General features: G+C 42.4%; 21 protein-coding genes, 1 pseudogene and 1 riboswitch. Of the genes and pseudogenes, 11 read left to right on the forward strand and 11 right to left on the reverse strand.

Features of this window, described 5'->3' with window-relative positions:
• On the reverse strand, nucleotides 1–214 hold a 214-nt coding region (locus tag BUA12_RS12520), incomplete at its 3' end, for a helix-turn-helix domain-containing protein (RefSeq protein WP_143146145.1).
• 130 nt (nucleotides 215–344) lie between these two features.
• Here BUA12_RS12520 and BUA12_RS12525 point away from each other — a divergent pair.
• The 3 genes and pseudogenes from BUA12_RS12525 to BUA12_RS12535 all read left to right on the forward strand — a co-directional run.
• Nucleotides 345–722 (forward strand): annotated as a pseudogene (locus BUA12_RS12525) (SDR family NAD(P)-dependent oxidoreductase); the annotation flags it as partial.
• Nucleotides 723–950: 228 nt separating this feature from the next.
• Entirely contained in the window at nucleotides 951–2,669 is a 1,719-nt protein-coding gene (locus tag BUA12_RS12530; RefSeq protein WP_072710952.1) for an ATP-dependent nuclease, read from the forward strand.
• Between the two features lie 271 nt (nucleotides 2,670–2,940).
• Entirely contained in the window at nucleotides 2,941–3,357 is a 417-nt protein-coding gene (locus BUA12_RS12535) for a very short patch repair endonuclease (protein ID WP_281248144.1), read from the forward strand.
• A gap of 93 nt (nucleotides 3,358–3,450) precedes the next feature.
• On the opposite strand, the gene BUA12_RS12540 is transcribed toward BUA12_RS12535, so the two are convergent.
• The 4 genes from BUA12_RS12540 to BUA12_RS13300 all read right to left on the reverse strand — a co-directional run bounded on the left by BUA12_RS12540 (nucleotide 3,451) and on the right by BUA12_RS13300 (nucleotide 6,249).
• The gene (locus BUA12_RS12540; RefSeq protein WP_245772823.1) at nucleotides 3,451–4,572 is read right to left on the reverse strand and encodes a phospholipase D-like domain-containing protein; all 1,122 of its coding nucleotides are present in this window, start codon (nucleotides 4,570–4,572) and stop codon (nucleotides 3,451–3,453) included.
• A 220-nt stretch (nucleotides 4,573–4,792) separates the two neighbouring features.
• Nucleotides 4,793–5,092, reverse strand: a complete 300-nt coding sequence (locus tag BUA12_RS12545) for a hypothetical protein (protein WP_072710955.1) — start codon at nucleotides 5,090–5,092, stop codon at nucleotides 4,793–4,795.
• Nucleotides 5,093–5,129: 37 nt separating this feature from the next.
• A complete protein-coding gene (locus tag BUA12_RS12550; protein WP_072710956.1) occupies nucleotides 5,130–6,017 on the reverse strand; it encodes an HNH endonuclease in 888 nt (295 codons plus the stop codon).
• Nucleotides 6,010–6,249, reverse strand: coding sequence for a helix-turn-helix transcriptional regulator (locus BUA12_RS13300; protein WP_072710957.1), 240 nt, complete (start codon nucleotides 6,247–6,249; stop codon nucleotides 6,010–6,012). Before BUA12_RS13300 ends, BUA12_RS12550 begins: the two co-directional genes overlap by 8 nt.
• 174 nt (nucleotides 6,250–6,423) lie before the next feature.
• On the opposite strand from BUA12_RS13300, the gene dcm reads away from it, so the two are divergent.
• Nucleotides 6,424–7,494 carry a DNA (cytosine-5-)-methyltransferase gene (gene dcm / locus BUA12_RS12560; protein ID WP_072710958.1) on the forward strand — a complete coding sequence of 357 codons (1,071 nt, stop codon included), beginning with the start codon at nucleotides 6,424–6,426 and terminating at the stop codon, nucleotides 7,492–7,494.
• A 525-nt stretch (nucleotides 7,495–8,019) separates the two neighbouring features.
• Here dcm and BUA12_RS12565 read toward each other — a convergent pair.
• The gene (locus BUA12_RS12565; RefSeq protein WP_072710959.1) at nucleotides 8,020–8,412 is read right to left on the reverse strand and encodes a hypothetical protein; all 393 of its coding nucleotides are present in this window, start codon (nucleotides 8,410–8,412) and stop codon (nucleotides 8,020–8,022) included.
• Between the two features lie 215 nt (nucleotides 8,413–8,627).
• Between BUA12_RS12565 and BUA12_RS12570 the strand changes: the two genes are divergently transcribed.
• Nucleotides 8,628–8,807, forward strand: a complete 180-nt coding sequence (locus BUA12_RS12570; protein ID WP_072710960.1) for a hypothetical protein — start codon at nucleotides 8,628–8,630, stop codon at nucleotides 8,805–8,807.
• Nucleotides 8,808–8,869: 62 nt separating this feature from the next.
• On the opposite strand, the gene BUA12_RS12575 is transcribed toward BUA12_RS12570, so the two are convergent.
• Complete coding sequence (locus tag BUA12_RS12575; protein WP_072710961.1) at nucleotides 8,870–9,775, reverse strand: formylglycine-generating enzyme family protein; 906 nt, start codon at nucleotides 9,773–9,775, stop codon at nucleotides 8,870–8,872.
• A 104-nt stretch (nucleotides 9,776–9,879) separates the two neighbouring features.
• Here BUA12_RS12575 and BUA12_RS12580 point away from each other — a divergent pair, with 104 nt between their 5' ends.
• The 5 genes from BUA12_RS12580 (at nucleotide 9,880) to BUA12_RS12600 (ending at nucleotide 14,067) form a co-directional block, all read left to right on the forward strand.
• Nucleotides 9,880–11,496: a sulfatase family protein gene (locus BUA12_RS12580; RefSeq protein ID WP_072710962.1), complete on the forward strand. Its 1,617-nt coding sequence runs from the start codon at nucleotides 9,880–9,882 to the stop codon at nucleotides 11,494–11,496.
• A 68-nt stretch (nucleotides 11,497–11,564) separates the two neighbouring features.
• Nucleotides 11,565–11,670: riboswitch (SAM riboswitch) on the forward strand.
• Between the two features lie 69 nt (nucleotides 11,671–11,739).
• On the forward strand, nucleotides 11,740–11,931 hold the full coding sequence (locus tag BUA12_RS12585) for a hypothetical protein (protein WP_072710963.1): 192 nt from the start codon (nucleotides 11,740–11,742) through the stop codon (nucleotides 11,929–11,931).
• A gap of 165 nt (nucleotides 11,932–12,096) precedes the next feature.
• A complete protein-coding gene (locus tag BUA12_RS12590; RefSeq protein WP_245772824.1) occupies nucleotides 12,097–12,411 on the forward strand; it encodes a hypothetical protein in 315 nt (104 codons plus the stop codon).
• A 77-nt stretch (nucleotides 12,412–12,488) separates the two neighbouring features.
• Nucleotides 12,489–13,148 carry a general stress protein gene (locus tag BUA12_RS12595; protein WP_072710964.1) on the forward strand — a complete coding sequence of 220 codons (660 nt, stop codon included), beginning with the start codon at nucleotides 12,489–12,491 and terminating at the stop codon, nucleotides 13,146–13,148.
• A 64-nt stretch (nucleotides 13,149–13,212) separates the two neighbouring features.
• On the forward strand, nucleotides 13,213–14,067 hold the full coding sequence (locus BUA12_RS12600) for an SAP domain-containing protein (RefSeq protein ID WP_178138275.1): 855 nt from the start codon (nucleotides 13,213–13,215) through the stop codon (nucleotides 14,065–14,067).
• Here BUA12_RS12600 and BUA12_RS12605 read toward each other — a convergent pair.
• The 3 genes from BUA12_RS12605 to BUA12_RS12615 form a co-directional block, all read right to left on the reverse strand.
• Nucleotides 14,064–15,011, reverse strand: a complete 948-nt coding sequence (locus tag BUA12_RS12605) for a cation diffusion facilitator family transporter (RefSeq protein WP_143146146.1) — start codon at nucleotides 15,009–15,011, stop codon at nucleotides 14,064–14,066. The two genes, BUA12_RS12600 and BUA12_RS12605, sit on opposite strands and share 4 nt — an antisense overlap.
• A gap of 6 nt (nucleotides 15,012–15,017) precedes the next feature.
• Nucleotides 15,018–15,317: an ArsR/SmtB family transcription factor gene (locus BUA12_RS12610; protein ID WP_072710967.1), complete on the reverse strand. Its 300-nt coding sequence runs from the start codon at nucleotides 15,315–15,317 to the stop codon at nucleotides 15,018–15,020.
• A 90-nt stretch (nucleotides 15,318–15,407) separates the two neighbouring features.
• The gene (locus BUA12_RS12615) at nucleotides 15,408–16,649 is read right to left on the reverse strand and encodes an MFS transporter (protein WP_084670229.1); all 1,242 of its coding nucleotides are present in this window, start codon (nucleotides 16,647–16,649) and stop codon (nucleotides 15,408–15,410) included.
• Nucleotides 16,650–16,883: 234 nt separating this feature from the next.
• Between BUA12_RS12615 and pruA the strand changes: the two genes are divergently transcribed.
• Complete coding sequence (gene pruA / locus BUA12_RS12620) at nucleotides 16,884–18,428, forward strand: L-glutamate gamma-semialdehyde dehydrogenase (RefSeq protein WP_072710968.1); 1,545 nt, start codon at nucleotides 16,884–16,886, stop codon at nucleotides 18,426–18,428.
• Between the two features lie 95 nt (nucleotides 18,429–18,523).
• Here the strand turns inward: pruA and BUA12_RS12625 are convergent.
• On the reverse strand, nucleotides 18,524–18,799 hold a 276-nt coding region (locus tag BUA12_RS12625; RefSeq protein ID WP_143146147.1), incomplete at its 5' end, for a transposase.

An 18,799-nucleotide genomic window follows, 5' to 3' on the forward strand; every position in this document is an offset into this window, starting at 1 on the left:
CCTTCAGCCAATTCAGAATCTTATCCTGATAAGGATCCAGTTTGCGTTTTCTTGTTTTCAATACGTCCACCCACCTGCACGCCTCTTCATAATCCATTTCCAGATATTCATAGACCGTCGTTCTCGACAGGTTACATTTTCTTGCGATGGCGGATACATTAAAGCCCTGCTTTTTCAATTGATGCACGTCTACAATCACTTCTAACTTCGACACCTTTCTAATCCTCCAATACACCAGTTGTCTGTACTTTCCTAGTGTAACTGACGGAAGAATGTATTTGGGAAAAGTGTTCAGTTCCATCAAGCAAGAACTGTTCAGTTTAGTTTAGCAGTCACAGCATGGCGGTGCCATCGTCAATATCTCTTCTCTGAACGCACATGTTCCGATGTTCTATGGAGCAGCATACGCCTCAGCTAAAGCTGGGGTCGAAATGTTTACCAAAAACGCAGCTCTCGAATTTGCAGATCATAAAATTAGGGTGAATGCCATACTGCCTGGTCTTGTGGAAACACCGCTGACTGGTGGATTCTTCGAGAATGAAGAGTTGAATAAAGCATTTATGGAACGCATACCCGAGAAAAGAGCCGCGACCCCAGCAGAGATTGCGAGTCCTTCACTGTTTCTCATTTCAGATGATGCTTCGTATATTAATGGTACAAGTCTCGTTGTTGATGGTGACTGGGAAATCACCGGATATCCGGATTTGAGTAAGTATATGTAAAGTAAAATAATGAGTAAAAATGTAGTTAATTGCCCTCTTGAATTTATAGGAGGGCATTTAACGTATAATAAATGAAGACGATTTCCTCATTAATTTTAGCTATGGTTATTGAGTGGTGACCCAATTATCGTCTACAAGAAGCCTAGTTTCCGTAAAAGATTTGAGTTATTAGAAGATACGTAAGAAGATACATCAAATGCAGTGGGTAGAAAGAGAGTAGATTAAAATATGAAAATAGAAAAAATAAAAATAGAAAATTTCAGAAGCCTAAACTCTATAGATTTTTTACTAGATAATTTTTTAGTTATTTTTGGAAAGAACAACGAAGGAAAATCAAACGTATTAAGAGCTATAAAAAGATTTGATGAAATTCTTGAATACTCAATCGATAGAGAAAATCGTTATAGTAAAACAAAGGGTGTAAGATTGAATTTCCTTTATCCTCGTTATGATAAGGTAAATAATATTGAGAACGATATTCCTGTAGAGATTATGCAACTTCACACTACTAAAAAGACTACAAATATTATCGTGGGTTTTTTACTTAATGATTCAGAAGTAAATACTTTAAATGGTTTGTTAACCTCTACTTCAAAAGCAACAAAAAAAATAGAAGTAGCAGTTTCTTATTCAAGAGATTTAGATTGTAAAATAGCAGTAAAATTAAAAGAAAACGGCAGATCTTTATCAGTTTTAAAAAATGTTTTTATAACGCTGAATTTTATCAGAGAAAATTTTACAATCAATTATATTCCTTCTGTAAGAACTGAAGAAGATGCCATGAGAATAATTGAGAATATTATTGACGATAGACTTAAAGACTTAAAAGATAACGAAGAATTCCACGAAGCTTTAGAAAAAATCAACGATTTACAATCAAGTCTCTTAAATGAGCTTGCTGATCAAATAGAACCCGATTTGAAGAGTTATTTACCCAACATAAGAAGTGTAGACATTGTATCCTCGACCCAGAACCTTTTTAGAGTAATGAGGAGAAATATTGATATACGAATAAATGATGGAAAAAACACTAGCTTAGTAGACAAAGGGGACGGAATAAAAAGTTTGGTGGCTTTATCACTATTTCAAAGGAAAAATGAAAAAAGTGGTTTATTAATGATAGATGAGCCTGAAGCTCATTTACATTCTGGTGCTATTAATGAAATAAGGAATAGAATTATTAGCGATATTGAAGACAGGCAAATCCTTATATCTTCACACCATCAAATTTTTGTGGATAGAAATCATTTTGACCATAATGCGATCTTATCTTCCGGAAGAATGCATAAAGCAAAAGATATTAGAATGATCCGCGAAGAATTAGGTATTAAGCTTAGTGAAAATTTATTAAATGCCGAATTAGTTATTTTAGTGGAAGGTGAAACCGATAAACAATTCTTCACCAAAATTCTCGAATTAAAAAATAAAAAGTATATAAAACTACTAGATGAAAATCGAGTTATTATCGATTCTCTACAAGGTACCCCTAATTTAATCAACAAATTATCATTCTATAATTCAGGCTTATGTAAAATAATCTGCATCTTAGATAATGATGTTGCCACTGAGAGAGTGGTTGATGAAGTTCAAGAAAAAAATATATCTAGTAACTCAATTTATACTATACCTAAATTAGAGAAAGATGAAGCTGAATTAGAAGATTTGTATGAAGATACATATATATTTTCAATTGTAGACAAGTTTTTTAATTTAAAGGGAAGTATTCACAGAAGTAATGTTGGAGTTAAAATGAAATTTACAAATAAGCTTAGCAAAATTTTAGATACTTATGGGAAAAACTTAAAGAATAAAGATGAGAATGCGTTTAAATGGTATCTTATAAATGATATCAAAACCTTAGATGAAGATACTTTCTTATCTAAGTCATCTAAAGATTTTCTAGATCCTATAATTTCAGAGATAGATTCTTTATTGAGAGGAAAATAGTGATGACATTTCTACAAAAATCCATTTATTAGTAGAAGTAAATCTGCTTACAGATGTTCATTTAATAATAAGACCTTTATACTTTAATAGAACCCTAAATACCAGAGAGCCTCGAATCTGATTTTTTTAAAAATTTTATTGACTAGTTAATTTTGAAATTTTGTGCACATAATAACAAAATTATAGAGACGCTTCTCCTAAATTATTGCTATATTTAACTTCATTTGTCCTACATATCTAAAAAATGGATAACCTTGAGGGGCTGAAGAGATTGGATAATTTAACCAAAGAACAAAGACAAAAGAATATGAAAGCAATTAAATCTATATCAAAGATTGAGAATATAGTAGCTAGTAAATTATGGAAAGAAGGTTACAGATTTAGAAGAAATTCCAAAAGTTTATATGGTAAACCAGATATATCTATTAAAAAATACAAGGTAGTTATATTCATTGATTCGTGTTTCTGGCATCTCTGTCCCCTTCATGGGAATATTCCGAAAACCAATAAAGAATACTGGGAACCTAAACTTTACCGGAATAAAAAGAGAGATTATGAAGTAAATAAGTATTTTACTGAAAAAGGCTGGAATATAAGGAGAATATGGGAACATGAAGTTAAAGAAGATATAGACAAAGTGATTGATGATTTAAGCTTATTTATAGAAAGCGCGAAAAAAAACACATAAAGTGCGCTTTCTATATTATCAATGAATGTTATGACTTAGAATCTTTTTTAAAATAAAATTATTAAATCATATATATTGGATCATTTAGTAGTACTACTCCTCCTCTAATAAATGCGGTCTTAGAGTAGGCATCCTGCTTCCACTCTCTCTTATCTTATCTTCAATTTCTATCTTCCAATTTTCGAATGCATAAGTATCAGCTAACTCAATTTTAAAATTTGTGTTATCTAACTTTGTTAATTTCAAAGAATCTACACCAAGCTTCATTAAGTGTTCCATAGTCAATAACTCTCTTGGTTGTAAACCTAGTACATCATGCAAAATCCATTTTCCCAATATCTTCTGAGGATTGGTTTGCAAACTTTTACCACTATCTTGAGTGACAATAGCTTTGAATTTTCTGTCATCTGGTAAATGTAAAGTAAATGATGATGCAATATTTCTTTCTCTTCTATCTAATGCATCGAAGCCAAAAAATTTCGGGAAAGTATGATGGATCCACTTAGGTATTGGAATGTAAGCCTCATACTCTGGACGCAAAATATTACTCCCTTTATTTTTTGGCGCTGCGTTCCATGCATTAAAACCTGATTTTTCTTCTACTTTCATTTGAACATCTGAATAGAGGGGTAAGTAAATTGTATCTTGGACTTCTTCCTGGGCTTGGACTGGTAGTTCAATCATTTTTAATAGCTCAAAAGGATCATCGAATTGTATAATAGGAATTTTTTCTAAAACTTTATCGGGAGAAGCTTCGAATTCTTTAAGTAATACACTCTTACTTGCATAATACTTATAAGTATTCAAACCATCGGAAAAGACATACGTTTTACTAGTTTGACTTAATAGTTTCAAAGAATCTAGTTGGATTAAATCATAATTTGTTTCAACTACATTCATCTGATTATTATCTCTTGTAATATTATGATAAATTTCATGATTTGTATTATATTGGCGTTTATCAAGTTTAATTCTTTCATTTCTTAATTCAGATATTTTATATATCAGTTCATCATATTCTTTCTCTTCTATAAGTGGTGAAAATTCTATTGGAGCAACTTTATTAAACTCAGCAACTTTTTGATATGTTAAATCTCTAGTATGAATCCATGTTTTTAAACCAATGCCTACCCGTTCATCTTCAAATTTTGCAACGGCGTCGAAAGCTGAATCTCTGCGCGTTAAATCTTCAACATCAAAAATTTTGGCAAACAATTGCTCATGGTTTCTATAGTATAAATAAGGTTTATTAGCGTTTGCTCCTTCTGTGATATCTTTAAAGAGGCCTGAAATAGCACCAAATATTTTTAAATATTCAATATAAACTTCACGATCATTTACATCAAATTTTTTCCATAATGATTTAATAAGATCACCAGCTTTTCTTAAATAACTAAATAACTAAATTTAAAAGGAAGGGACATTTAAATAACTATTATCTTCTAATATTAATTTTTTTATTGTACATTTTCTTTGCAATTTTATGTAAATCATCCATTGGAGAGCTTTGCAATACTGCTATAATGTCTTTCCTCTCCAATAGCTCTCCAGCTTCATTAAGACAATTTTTATCTCTAGCTTCTTTAATAACTTTTGGTATGCTGTAATGTTTAACATATTGAAAAACGATCCATTGTTTGATTTCCTTCACTTCATAATCCTCTGTTATTTTAATGAATTCATCTAATTCGTCCCTTAAAGAAATAGCTTGTTGAAGACTCATAACTTTCTTCATTCACATTTTCTCACTTTACATTATATTTTATTTAACTTTATTTTATAAATAAATTCTTTAGGTGATATTTTAAATATGACTCAGTTACCGAATCAAAACTAAATTTTTTACCTGGAGTAATATTAACTGCTACTACTTGGTCCTCGGTAAGTCTTGAAGATGTTAATAATTCATTATTCTCATTAAAACTTATCAGACCTCTGTCAAACAGAGCGTCATGATTATTACATAATGGTAAGCCATTATATTTATCAAGACGCTCTTTATCTGATGACTTTCTCCATGGTTTAATATGACTTGCGACTAATAATTCTTCTTGATCAATATCACATATAAGGCATTTTTTGCCGAAATGATTCAAAACTTCTTTTCTAAAGATTGATTGCATCAGTCTTACTTTAGTTAGATATTTAGCTTCTGTGATTCTATACTTTTCAACTTCTTTTTCTTCTTTTAATATATCTCCACTCCCTATATTACTTAAAAAGGGTTCTACAATTATATATTCGTTAAAGAATGAGGTTATTTCGCCTAATCCTAAAATCCTATATCCTGCTGCTTCCTTCAGGACAATACCTATCGGAATTTCATCAATATAATTTTTATATAAAGCATTTCTATCTCTTTCTTTCTGACCATCTGCAATATCATTAGGCAAAAAGTATTTAATTATGAAGCCATTTTCACTATAGCTAACCTTATTATAATAATTTTCACTCGTACTATCTATTTTTATGGAATATGCTAGATCATAACTAGCAGGTACGTATACTCCTCTTTGCCTACTTAATAAGTGATGAGTAGCAGAAACATATTTATCTGGTGTTGCGTTAGTAAATACACCTACAAATTTAGTAAATTCCTTCCCTCTCAACTCACTAAATTTATTTAGTATTTGAAAATGGATTTTTAAACTTTTATTCATAATTTTCGGCTCTTTCAATAATTTTACTTATAGTAGTATCAAAATTAAGAGCATACTTATATAAAGTTTCCAGAGTGGGGGTCGATTTCCCATTTTCTATAGAAGTGAGAGCGTTTAAAGATATGCTTAAAATTGAAGCCATTGCTTTTCTTGTTAAATTATATTCGATTCTAAAATGATACAAAATTATACTTAAATTAGATTTTAATTTAGAATTTGAAAAACTTTCCATTTCATCACCTGAATTGATCTTATCAATTCAAATATTTACAAACTATATTCTTAAAATAAATGACAAGCTTACATGTGTTTATTCCATTTTTTTCTATATAATATTTCTTTATTATATAGAAATGTGCTATAATAACTTGCAACCATTTAAGAAAATTTTGGGGAGGAGATTTTTATGACTTCCGTAGCAAGTTTATTCGCAGGAATTGGCGGCATAGAATTAGGATTCAAACAAGCAGGAGCTGAGATAATTTGGGCTAATGAATTTGATAAATATGCTGCGGTCACTTATCGAGAAAACTTTGATCATCCTCTTATAGTAGAAGATATTACAAAGCTTTCTGAGTTTGAAATGCCTAATGCAGACATAATCACTGCAGGTTGGCCATGTGTAGCCTTTAGTGTGGCTGGAAACAGACATGGCATGAAATATAAATGCCTCTCTTGTACCACTACACACTTTGTGGAATATGAAGACTATATTCTTGGTCCGACTTGTCCTTCCTGCGGCGCCTCTACTGAACCTATTGACCCACGAGGGACTCTTTTTTATGATGTCATTAGATTTATTCGTGAAAAACAACCAAGAGCTATATTTTTAGAGAACGTTAAAAACTTAAGAGGACATGATAAAGGACATACATTTAAAGTTATTGAAGAGATGTTAAAGGCAAGCGGTTATTATTTTAAAAGTAAAATTATGAATACAATGGATTATGGAAATATTCCTCAAAACAGAGAAAGAATTTATATTGTTGGGTTTAAATCTCAAGAGGAGATTGATGAGTTTGAGTTTCCTGAGCCTATACCTTTGACCAGAACAATACATGACTTACTAGATACTAAAGAAAAACAAGATGATAAGTATTATTATAAAGATAATAGTCAGTATTATAATATGTTGAAAGAAGCCGTCAAAAGAACCGACACTGTTTATCAACTTAGAAGAGTATACGTTAGAGAAAACCAAAGTAATGTTTGTCCTACTTTAACTGCTAATATGGGAACAGGTGGACATAATGTTCCTATAATAAAAGATCCATGGGGTATTAGAAAAATGACACCTTGGGAGACTTTAAAGTTTCAAGGCTATCCCGAAGAACCGTCATTTATAATTCCAAAGAACATGGCTAATTCACATATCTATAAACAAGTAGGAAACTCTGTAAGTGTTCCAGTAGTAAGAAGAATAGCAGAAAAAGTATTAGGAGTTATTAATTCAAAAAAGAAAGCCACTATAAAATAAAAAATAGTACCGAAAATATATTTTCGGTACTATTTTTTTATTTTAAGTATTATAAGGATATATTTTTTTTATTAAGATGCTACTTGTCTTTTAGACTGGCAATCACAATATAAGGACCTTGTTTAATTACGAATTTTTTCTCAATTAAACATTTTAAAGTTTTAATCGCCATATATCCTGTAATCTCATAAGAATATTTTTCATCTTAAGTTACTTTTCTAATTTATCTCGGATTATCTTAATAGGTAACTTAACAGAGTAAAATATTTTATATGATTTCAATATGTCGATTACTCTTCCTTTTACTCTAATAAAAATGAAGTACTCATATGTTTTGCTCATATACCCTAAATCAGGCTTAGACAAAAATTATAATATAATTCTTCATTTCACTGTAAAAGGCAATTCAGTTAATTTTTCAATAAAAGTATCTGCAAATATTTGACCAAATTTTCGTTTTGCTTCTCCGCCACTGCTTGTTACTCTATGATAAACTTCTTCGAAATCAAATAAGAATTAAGAACTTTAAATTTTTTCTATTTCAAAACTACTAGGACCTGTGAAAGTGACTCTGACATGATCTCCAATTTGAGCGTTCACATGAGAAAACCATCTACCGAACAGGCTTAAATCTTCATTACCTTGGAATTGTTTAGCGTATATATCTCCTGCTCTACTTGAACCTGAAGCTTTTACGGATTCTTGTAAAAGATAACCATCTTGTGAGGTGCATTCATAAATGTTGCTGACAGATGAATGGTTTCCGTTATATATACTATAATCTACTGCTTTTTGTCTTGGTATTGGTAAATATCCTTCACCAGGAATTCTACTTCGTGTATCTGTATGTCTATACACTCCCCATTCTAAGTGAGCTTGCTTTAATTCAATAATGTAACTATCTCCATTGCTTGGCATAGATTTCTCCTCATTTCTTAAAAATAATTTGAGATATAATAATTACCTATAAATCTTTTTTGAAATAAAACATATTTTCTATATTTTACCATAACTCTCTGGGCTTTTCAGGATATCATTGTCTTTCCTGCCATTTATCTGTTACCCTAAAAGTGTCTATTGTTACTTTCAAAGAACAAACAGCGGGGCAGTAAAAATCCATGGGAGGTATATGAATGGCCACCAGGGAAACAGGAAATGCAAAGCACAGGATCAACTATGTAGGCATCTGCATTGTTACAGGCACGGCTTTTGGCATCTCACTCGGCGGCATGTTCGACAGTACGATACTCGGCATGGTGACGGGTTCCGGACTCGGCACTGTAGTCGGCTATCTCTACAACAGTAAAAACTGACTTCCACGTCGAAAAGTGCAGGCCTCGCAATGGTCCGCACTTTTTTTCGTTTTAGAACAGGATTATGAACCCTGCTTATCCCTCACCGTCCTGAATCCCATGTTCCCGGTCGAACTGTCCACCGTGTTGGATGATCTCGCTGCGACCCTGTAGCGGTTACAGTAGGAGTGGTGGCAGAGATATGAGCCGCCGCGTATACCCTTCGCCTGCCGGGTCTCGTCAAACCAGTTGCCGCACCACTCCCATACGTTGCCCGACATGTTATAGAGGCCGTAGCCGTTCGGCTCGTAAGCATCGATGGGGGCGGTGCCGATGTAGCCGTCGGCTTTTGTATTGTTCAGAGGGAATTCACCCTGCCAGATGTTGCACATATGCCTGCCCGGTTCGAGTTCATCACCCCAGGGGAACCGCTTCTGTTCAAGTCCGCCGCGTGCGGCATACTCCCACTCCGCTTCTGTCGGCAGCCGCTTGCCAGCCCATCTGGCATAAGCTTCCGCATCATTCCACGACACATGGACGACCGGGTGGTCCATAATGTTTTCAATACTGGATGACGGTCCGTGCGGGTGTTTCCATGAAGCGCCTTCCACCGCAAGCCACCACGGGGTGTTCGGCAGCTGCCCTTTCACGTGTCGGTCATCTACTTCCGCAAGCAGCATATGGAACACGAACGACCATCCGAACCGCTCGGCATCAGTCTTGTAACCCGTCTCATCGATGAACGCCTTGAATTTCCGGTTGCTCACCTGGTACTTGTCGATGTAAAAACCGTCGACTGTGACTTTCCTTACAGGGCCTTCATTGTCCTTCTGGTTCGCATCCGCGTCCTCTGAGCCCATCAGGAAAGTGCCGTCCGGGATAAACGCCATGTCTTCAGTATCCTGGTTTTCTTTATCTTTGATTTCCTGTGTCTGCCTGATTTCACCCGTACCCCTCGACGGGGCGCAACAGCTTTTATTTTCCTTCATGCTTCTCCTCCTCACCCTTTATAAGGGGTTCCGCTTCATAAGATTTCGGGGTTCCTTTATAATCGATGATAACAGAAAATATCAAAAATTTAAGGAGTGTGGACATGTCTGATAAGAAACCGAACATTGTATTGATTTTCGCGGATGATCTCGGGTATGGGGACGTCTCCTGTTTCAATGAAAATTCAAAAGTGAAGACGAAGCACCTGGAAGGTCTGGCCAAAGCCGGGATGATCTTCACGAATACACATGCAACTTCCGCCCTGTGCACGCCGTCCCGCTACGGACTCCTCACCGGGCGCTACAACTGGCGCTCGAAACTGAAGAGCTACGTGCTGCCGGGCGACTCAATGCCTTTGATCGAAGAGGACCGCCGGACGCTTGCGCATATGTTGAAAGACGCGGGCTATCAGACCGCAGCCATCGGGAAATGGCACTTGGGACTCGGCTGGCAGCTGACGGATGCGCCGGATTTTGAGAAATACGGCCTCGACCCTGAGGATTTCCCGCGCATGGAAAAGCGCCACGGCCGTGACGGTGTATTCGATGTCCGGGCGGGGCTTGCGGATTTCGAAGGGCTGGACATCGACTACTCCAAACCGATCACCTTCGGCCCGAACGAGCTCGGGTTCGACTATTTCTTCGGCACACCGGCATCCCTCGACCAGCCGCCGTTCGTCTATATTGAAAACGACCGTGTAACGGCGGAACCGGACGGCACGACCGGCGTGTCGAACCTCGACCGCCTCGGACCGGATCATCAGACGAAATGGCAGAACGGCGTCATCGCACCGGACTTCGTCCACGAGGAAGTACCGGACGTCATGCAGGAAAAGGCGCTCGAGACGATCGATAAGTTCACGGAGGGTGATGATCCATTCTTCCTCTACTATCCGAACCACCTCGTCCACGGGCCTTTATTGCCGAATAAAGCGTTCAAAGGCAAATCCGGCATCGGCCTGTACGGTGACTTCATCCTGCAGCTCGACCATTATGTCGGGGAGATCATCGATAAGCTGAAAGAAAAGGATATATTCGACGACACGATCTTCATCTTCACAAGCGACAACGGGGCTTCGGGTGTAGCCGGCTTTGAGGCGCTGCATGCCAAGGGCCACTACCCGAACCATATTTTCAAGGGCGCGAAGGGTGATATATGGGAAGGCGGCCACAGGGAGCCGACGATCGTTTCTTACCCGCCCGCCATCGAGGCCGGAGGGATTTCGAACCACCTGATCAGCTTATCCGACCTGTACCGCACGATCGCCGAACTGATCGATGCGGATGTGCCGGATGATGCGGCGGAGGACTCCTATTCCCTCTCGCCGATATTCGAAGGCTGGACGGAGGAGGTCCGGGAAGATGTCGTCCACTCTTCGGCCAACGGCGGGCTCGCCATACGCCGCGGGAAATGGAAGCTCGACCTCGTTGAAGCAGGCGGCGGGATGATGGTGACGCAGAAGCAGATGGAGCGCGGCGAACAGCCGTCCTTCAAACCGACCGAGCTGTACGACCTGGAAGCGGACATCCGGGAGCAGCACAACCTGATCGATGAACATCCGGATCTCATTGAAGATATGGTCGCTTCGCTTGCGGAGTACGTCCGCCTCGGCCGCTCGACGCCGGGTGAACCGCAGGAGAATGAGGACGGCAACGACTGGCCGCAATTCGGATGGATCGAGGAGTACAGGCAGTACGTCGATCAATTCCAGTACGACTGATCATCAGGCAAACAAATAAGATGAAATATACAAAGCCCTGCAGTATAATACAATTAAATAAAATAGTTCTCTTATTAAGAGTGAGTGAAGGGACTTGGCCCTGTGAAACTCCGGCAACAGCTTGTAAAAGCGATGTGCCAAATCCAACAGTTTCTTTAAACTGGATGATAAGAAGTCGTGTTGAAGCTCTTCTTAATTCAGGAAGAGCTATTTTATTTGAAAAAATAAAAAGGTGGGAATCAAATGAAAAACGTACACGAACTATTTTCAGAATTGGACGATTGGAAAGCATACAAGCCGGCCAGCATGATGAGCAGCATAGCGAAGTCGAATCATATCAGCAGGTTGGAGCGGGAAATCAAAAAACGCATCGACATTGAAGATTACAAAGATTATATATTATCCAAAGAAGGAAACCGGTCACTGGAGCGTTGAGGGAAAGTTGGTGAGCCGTTTTCAATCTGCCCGCACAGGGACCTTTGTTGCTTCAAGGCTTTTTCCCGGCTCCTTTTTTATATTTTTACAGAGAGATTTCTGTTATAATTTAAGTGAATATTCTGTCATATAGGGTGGCGGCTGGTCGGCACGTCGCCTGGTGCAATGGAAATTAAAACTGAATGGAATGGATCTGATAATATGTGGCTGCTCGTCATCATCGTCACCGCCATACTGGCCGGCGTCATCAGCGATTATTTGAAGCACCAGAGGAAGATGGAGAAATTGAAGCTCGATCATGTCGATAAGGAAATTGAGCTGGAGCGGCTGAAGCAGGAAAACTACCTGCTTGAAAATGAAGAGATGCGCACCGTATTGGACCGCATCAAAGCGGACAATAAACGCCTCGCGACGGAGAAGGACAGCAAATGGCTGATCCAGGAGACACGTGAAAAGCAGCTCGGGGAACGGGAGGGCTAACCTCTCTTCTGCAGTTTATTCATCCCCGGAAAGGGTACTGGAGTATATAAAATATTGATCTAAAGGGAGGGTCGATGATGAGCCGTTTTGAAAAGCTTGCTTCTGAAAAGGATGTCGTCGAGCGGCTGGAACAGCTGCAGGAAGAAGGTGTCAGGGACGATGAAATTACAGTGATATCCGGGCAGAAGCTTGAATTCGCCTATTTGAAGTTCAGGGACGTCAATTTCAAGGATGCCGAAGGCACGACATGGGATAAATTCACTTCGATGTTTTCAGACGCCGACCCGAAAGACAAGGTGCTCGCCGACTTCGATATCACCGAGAGTGAAAAGGAACACTTCAAAGACGCACTGGACAGGGATGAAATCCTTCTTTTGAAAGAACCTTACGGTGTACAGGAAGAAGGTCATGCGGGAAATGAAACAAGGGACTTCCATGAAACCCAGCAGCAGGATGCGCAGGGTCTGGAATCCAAAGCGGCCCGGGATGAGCGGATGGATGCCCAAAGCGACATCCCGCGCCGTCAGCGGGACCCGTCATACGATTACCCTTCGTCCCGTGGACGCGCCGTTGAACAGGATGATGATGTCACCCTTAAAGACACCGCAGATGACCGGGAATACGGGTACGGCGCCCGGGCGGATGAACAGAAGAAGAGACCGTCGGACCGTCATCACCTGGATGACAGTGAATACGGTTATACTAAAAGGCCCGATGAGACATACGGCTATAAATGATGGAGAGAGGCACCGGGGACGTCCCGGTGTCTTTCTGTACATATCGATATGCGGGCATGGGGATGTGGAGAATTTGAAACTCGATGCGATAGACGTCCTTTTCATGCATTACATCACGGACAGGACGACGGATGAAGCGGATAAATATGATTTCTGGCAGCTTCAGTACGGCAGGCGGCCGGCAGACCTTTTGCGCCGCCTCATGGAGGCAGGCGTGATTTATGAAGATGACAGCCTGCCGGCGGTCCTTCAGAAACTGAGGGTCTACGAGCTGAAGCATATTTTGAGATCTGCACGCCTGAAAGTTTCCGGCAATAAACAGGCACTGATCAAACGGATCCTTCAGCATGCGACGGAGATCGACTTTGCCCCCGTGCCGCTGAAAAACGTCTATAAGCTTTCAGAGCGGCATTCGGAGTTTCATTCCCGTACCCGTTTTTTGAACTACTTCCATTTCCACGGCAATTTTGACCTGCATGAAATTTATGGTTTCCACCTTGCGCATGACAGCTGGGGCGCCCATCGGACCGCTGTGGCGTTCCTGGAAGGAAAAGCCCGGGCGCATATGCATGCCGCCAACAAATATACGGCGGTGAAATCGTATTTCCTCTTATCCAATTATGCGCTGAATGAAATGCAGGATAAGCATTTGTCGATGCATTACCTGAATCATTTCGCCATGCTCATCGTCCTTGCCGCCATGGATGGCGGGAGCGGCATTCCCGATTCCCCGCATTTCTACGTCGACAGGTACACGACCGGGAGGTACAGGACATATATGGAAGAGTCAGGCATCAGCGTGCATGCACTGATCCGTTTCCTCACGGACTCCACCGCCGGCCTGCCCTGGCCGGATGAGGCAAGACGTCATGCCGCCGCTCTCATCGCGGATTTCGTGGTGATGGATGAAATATATTAATGCACGTGTCCGTGATGATGTGACCCGTTTTGGAATGCCATATCACATATGACACCTTCATCGTGGCTGTGTGTCCCACTTTCAATCTGGATCGTCACATGCCCGATGTTATCCTGTTCGAGTTCATGTTCTATTCTTTGAAGCAGTGCCTGGCACTCAGAGACCGTCATCTCCCCGTCCACGACGACATGGGCCGACAAGGCGTTCATCCCGCTTGTGATCGTCCAGACGTGGAGATCGTGGATGCCCTTCACTTCCCCGATGTTTTTGATCCTCGCAACTATTTCATCCAGGTCGACACTGACGGGTGTGCCTTCCATCAGGACGTGCAACGCATCCTTCGTGACCCGCCAGCCGCTGATCAGGATGAGGACCGCGACGATGACGCTGGCAAGGGGGTCTGCGATGCCCCAGCCGAAGATGATCATCACGAGGGCTGCGGTGATCGCGCCGACCGAGCCGAGCAGGTCGCCGATCACATGCAGGAACGCCGCCCGCATGTTCAGGTTGTCCTTCGTGCTGCCGCTCCGCATCAGCATCCATGCGACAAGGATGTTGACCAGGAGACCGACGGTTGCGATGGCAAGCATGCCGTAGGACGCCACTTCGGGCGGATTCAAGAAGCGGCCTGCCGCTTCATGAAAGATGAAGCCCGAAATCAATATCAGCGTCACCCCGTTGAAGACGGCTGCAAGTATTTCAAACCGCTTGTAGCCGTAAGTCTTACTGTAGTTGGCCGCCCGTTCCCCGAGCGTCAGTGCAACGACAGCGACCCCGAGGGAAATCGCATCACTCAGCATGTGCCCCGCATCCGCCAGGAGTGCCAGGCTGTTGGTCAGGAACCCGCCGACGGCTTCAACGATCATGAAGAAAGTGATGATGATGAATGCGGCTGTCAATGTCTTTTTATTCGCATCGTGCGTATGATTGTGGCTCATCCCCACACCTCCCTAATCATGTTCGACATGGCTGATCATCTGCTCCAGCATCCGCATGACGTGCGCATCATCATGGGAATAATGGATTGTCGTCCCGTCCCTCCGGGACTTGACCAGCCTCAGCTGTTTCAGCGTCTTCAACTGATGCGACACCGTCGACTGCTTCAAGCCGAGCGTCTCTGAAATATCACCGACCGAATGCTCCTCATCGAAGAGGTAGGTCAGTATGCGCACGCGCGTCGGATCCCCCAGTGCCTTGAATGTCTGTGTGATCCGCTCCAATGTATCTTTGTCCAGTGCCTTCTTCTCCATATGTCCACCCCGGTTTCATTATATATTGTTATATTAACATATGTTCATATATAAATTGAAGGGGGACGGCGGAAAAGATCGTCATCCCTGCTATGCATCACGACGGCGCCCCCGGTGCGCATCCTGTTTCATAAGGAAAAGCGTCCAGGAGAGTGCCAGCACCAACAGTATGACGGCACCGCCGATATACAAGTATGAAAATCCGGATGCCATACTTATTATCATGAAGGCGATGGATGGTCCTATGGCTGCACCGATATCCTGAATGATCGTATAGCCCGTCAAAAAGTTCATCGATGTCTTCTCATCATCGATGGCAACCGCGTCATTCAGTGTCGTCATGACGGTCGCCCCCGCCAGGACCAGCAGCGTGATGATCATCCAGAATATGACCGGCATATCGAAGGAGATGAAACCGTACAGCACTCCGGTGAGGATGAGTGAAATGATGAGTAAGGGCACCCTGCCGGCCCTGCCATCCGACCATATGCCGACCCGCCTTGCCAAAAAGGGCTCCCATATCCATCTGCACGATTGAAGGAAACCGGACAGGAATGCCGCACTCACCATCACCTGGAACAGCGTGACGAACTCGCCCTGATTGTTTTCGATCACCGAGCTCAATGTGGAGGCGAGTATCCCCTGCATCAGCATCGTGATGAAGAAGCCGCTGATCGAGACCAGGAGCAGTTTATTCCTGAACTGCACCGTTTCAGCTGAAGTGAACGGTATTTTAGGTGCATGCGGGAACACAGCGGACCTCCCGCTGCCCTGCTCCATAAAAGTGAGGATGAAGAAGAGGCCGGATAAAGTCAATATTCCGAAAGCGACCGCGACCGCCTGCAGGCCGACGAGGGGCACGAAGATCCCGCCCAGCAGCATGCCGAATAAACTGCCCAGCCGATACAGCCCGTTGTACGTACCCATTGATTTTCCCACTTCATCTTTTTTGGCATATACGGAAACACTCGCCAGACCGCCGATCCTGAAAAACGACCAGGCCACGCCCCACAGGCTCCGCAGGATGACCCATGCAATGAATCCGGTGAAAAGACCGTAGCCCAAAGTGGTCAGTGCCCCGAGCAGTGTGGCGATGACAAGGCCCGTCTTCAGTGAGATCCGTTTATACAGCCAGCCCACAAACGGGGCGGCAGGCAGCCTGACGAAGCGGTTGACCGATAAAAGCACCCCCACCTGCCACAGCGATTCGAGGCCCGCCTGCTCCCAATAGATCGGCAGGGCGATATAAAGCATGGAATCACCGAGCAGGCTGAGGGCGGTCACCAGTGCAACGACTTTGATCGTGTTCGGCTTTTTATTTTCCTTCATCATATAGCGGGAACAGGCCGTTGTTCATCCGCCCAGTCCCTCCCCGCCTTCCCCTGTCCCTGGTTTTAATAATTCCACTATATATCAAAAATATTGGGTGTACAAAGCTGATAATTGGACATCCATCAAAAAATGAAAGCGGTTAAACTTTATGCTTTGCATATTTTACTTTATATAGGGTAAAATGAATGTATGTGCTTACAACGCAATATTTTCAGTTAATAGGAGGAATTTTCAATGGTAACGCCTTACAAAGCAGAGCCCGCAACTGATTTCACTGTAGAAGCAAATAAGCAGGAATTTCAGAAGGCATTGGAACAGGTCAAGGAAGACTTCGGTGCAGAACGTCCACTGGTCATCGGTGGTAAAGAAGTGTTGACGGACGACAAGACGACCGTCATCAACCCTGCGGATAAAAAGCAGGAACTTGGTTATGTTTCAAAAGCAAAACCTGAACACATCGAGCAGGCATTCGAAGCTGCTGAAGAAGCATTCGAAGCATGGAGCACGTGGGCTGCAAAAGAACGTGCCGATCTGCTTTTAAGAGTTTCAGCCATCATCCGCAGGCGCAAGCATGAGTTTTCAGCGCTGATGGTGTATGAAGCAGGTAAACCTTGGAATGAAGCCGACGGTGATACGAACGAAGCCATCGACTTCATCGAATACTATGCACGCTCAATGGTGGACCTCGCCGACGGCAAGCCGACGCTTGACCGTGAAGGCGAATCAAATAAATATTTCTATCAGCCGATGGGTGTCGGTGTGACGATTTCACCCTGGAACTTCCCGTTCGCAATCATGGCGGGTACGACACTCGCACCGGTTGTTGCTGGCAACACGGTATTGTTGAAACCGTCCGGTGATACGCCGCTGATCGCCTATAAATTGATGGAAGTGCTGCAGGAAGCCGGACTTCCGGGCGGAGTGGTCAACTTCGTTCCAGGTTCTTCAAGGGATATCGGTGACTACATGGTCGACCACCACAAGACGCATTTCATCACTTTCACCGGTTCAAAATCAGTCGGCCTGCGCATCACTGAAAGAGCAGCCGTCGTACATGAGGGACAGCACTTCCTCAAACGCACGATCACTGAAATGGGCGGTAAGGATACGATCATCGTCGATAAGGATGCAGACATCGAAGTTGCAGCCGAGTCCATCGTCCATTCCGCTTTCGGCTTCTCAGGCCAGAAATGTTCAGCATGTTCACGTGCAGTCGTCCATAAAGACGTCTACGATGAAGTGCTTGCAAGATCTATCGAACTTACGAAAGAACTGACTGTCGGCAACACGGTGGACAACACTTACATGGGACCTGTCGTGAGCCAGAAGCAGTTCGACAGCATCAAGGAATATATCGAAATCGGTAAAAAAGAAGGCAAGCTCGAGTTTGGCGGAGAGACGGATGATTCCACAGGATTCTTCGTCCATCCAACGATCATCTCGGATCTTGACCCTGAAGCGACGATCATGCAGGAAGAGATCTTCGGACCCGTCGTCGGCTTCACCAAGGTCAAAGACTTCGATGAAGGCCTTAAAGTGGCAAACAACACCGAGTACGGCCTGACCGGTGCAGTCATCACGAATACACGTGAACACTGGCACCTTGCATGCCGCAAGTTCGATGTCGGAAACCTTTACCTGAACCGCGGCTGTACAGCAGCTGTCGTTGGATACCACCCGTTCGGCGGATTCAAGCTGTCAGGGACCGACCAGAAGACAGGCAGCCCAGATTACCTTCTGAACTTCGTGAATCAGAAAGTTGTTTCAGAAATGTTCTAGCATTTGATAGTGGAAATGGGGCTGGGACATAAAGCCCTTCGACAGCTAAGAAAAGCGGCGATCCATCTGGGTTTACAGATGGATCGCCGCTTTTTCTAGATGCCTGCAGACGGGTCGCCCTGAATCTGCCGGAACTTTCGCAGATTCAAGGCGAGTAACGCAAGGCCGGTTTCAATTTTGACCTTGCGTGCGCCCCGGACCGAGAATCGTTTGAACGCCAAATTCGCCTTCAAATTGCCGAAAACCGTTTCGATATCGATCTTCCTCTGCTGATAGATCATCCGGTTCTCTTTCATTGAAAGCGTGCGTCGGGCCTGGGCTTTGAAATACTCCAGGTTCATATTCTTTTGGATGCGCTTGTTGATGCGTCT

Origin of the sequence: Lacicoccus alkaliphilus DSM 16010 (assembly GCF_900142805.1) — a bacterium.
In the GTDB taxonomy this organism is placed as follows: Bacteria; Bacillota; Bacilli; order Staphylococcales; family Salinicoccaceae; genus Lacicoccus; species Lacicoccus alkaliphilus.

Coding starts and splice junctions, on each gene's coding strand:
- BUA12_RS12545 (WP_072710955.1), bottom strand. CDS start 5,092: ATGAAGAAAGTTATGAGTCTTCAACAAGCTATTTCTTTAAGGGACGAA.
- BUA12_RS12615 (WP_084670229.1), bottom strand. CDS start 16,649: ATGATGAAGGAAAATAAAAAGCCGAACACGATCAAAGTCGTTGCACTG.
- BUA12_RS13300 (WP_072710957.1), bottom strand. CDS start 6,249: ATGGAAAGTTTTTCAAATTCTAAATTAAAATCTAATTTAAGTATAATT.
- BUA12_RS12610 (WP_072710967.1), bottom strand. CDS start 15,317: ATGGAGAAGAAGGCACTGGACAAAGATACATTGGAGCGGATCACACAG.
- BUA12_RS12550 (WP_072710956.1), bottom strand. CDS start 6,017: ATGAATAAAAGTTTAAAAATCCATTTTCAAATACTAAATAAATTTAGT.
- dcm (WP_072710958.1), top strand. CDS start 6,424: ATGACTTCCGTAGCAAGTTTATTCGCAGGAATTGGCGGCATAGAATTA.
- BUA12_RS12580 (WP_072710962.1), top strand. CDS start 9,880: ATGTCTGATAAGAAACCGAACATTGTATTGATTTTCGCGGATGATCTC.
- BUA12_RS12530 (WP_072710952.1), top strand. CDS start 951: ATGAAAATAGAAAAAATAAAAATAGAAAATTTCAGAAGCCTAAACTCT.
- BUA12_RS12590 (WP_245772824.1), top strand. CDS start 12,097: ATGGAAATTAAAACTGAATGGAATGGATCTGATAATATGTGGCTGCTC.
- pruA (WP_072710968.1), top strand. CDS start 16,884: ATGGTAACGCCTTACAAAGCAGAGCCCGCAACTGATTTCACTGTAGAA.
- BUA12_RS12575 (WP_072710961.1), bottom strand. CDS start 9,775: ATGAAGGAAAATAAAAGCTGTTGCGCCCCGTCGAGGGGTACGGGTGAA.
- BUA12_RS12585 (WP_072710963.1), top strand. CDS start 11,740: ATGAAAAACGTACACGAACTATTTTCAGAATTGGACGATTGGAAAGCA.
- BUA12_RS12595 (WP_072710964.1), top strand. CDS start 12,489: ATGAGCCGTTTTGAAAAGCTTGCTTCTGAAAAGGATGTCGTCGAGCGG.
- BUA12_RS12565 (WP_072710959.1), bottom strand. CDS start 8,412: ATGCCAAGCAATGGAGATAGTTACATTATTGAATTAAAGCAAGCTCAC.
- BUA12_RS12570 (WP_072710960.1), top strand. CDS start 8,628: ATGGCCACCAGGGAAACAGGAAATGCAAAGCACAGGATCAACTATGTA.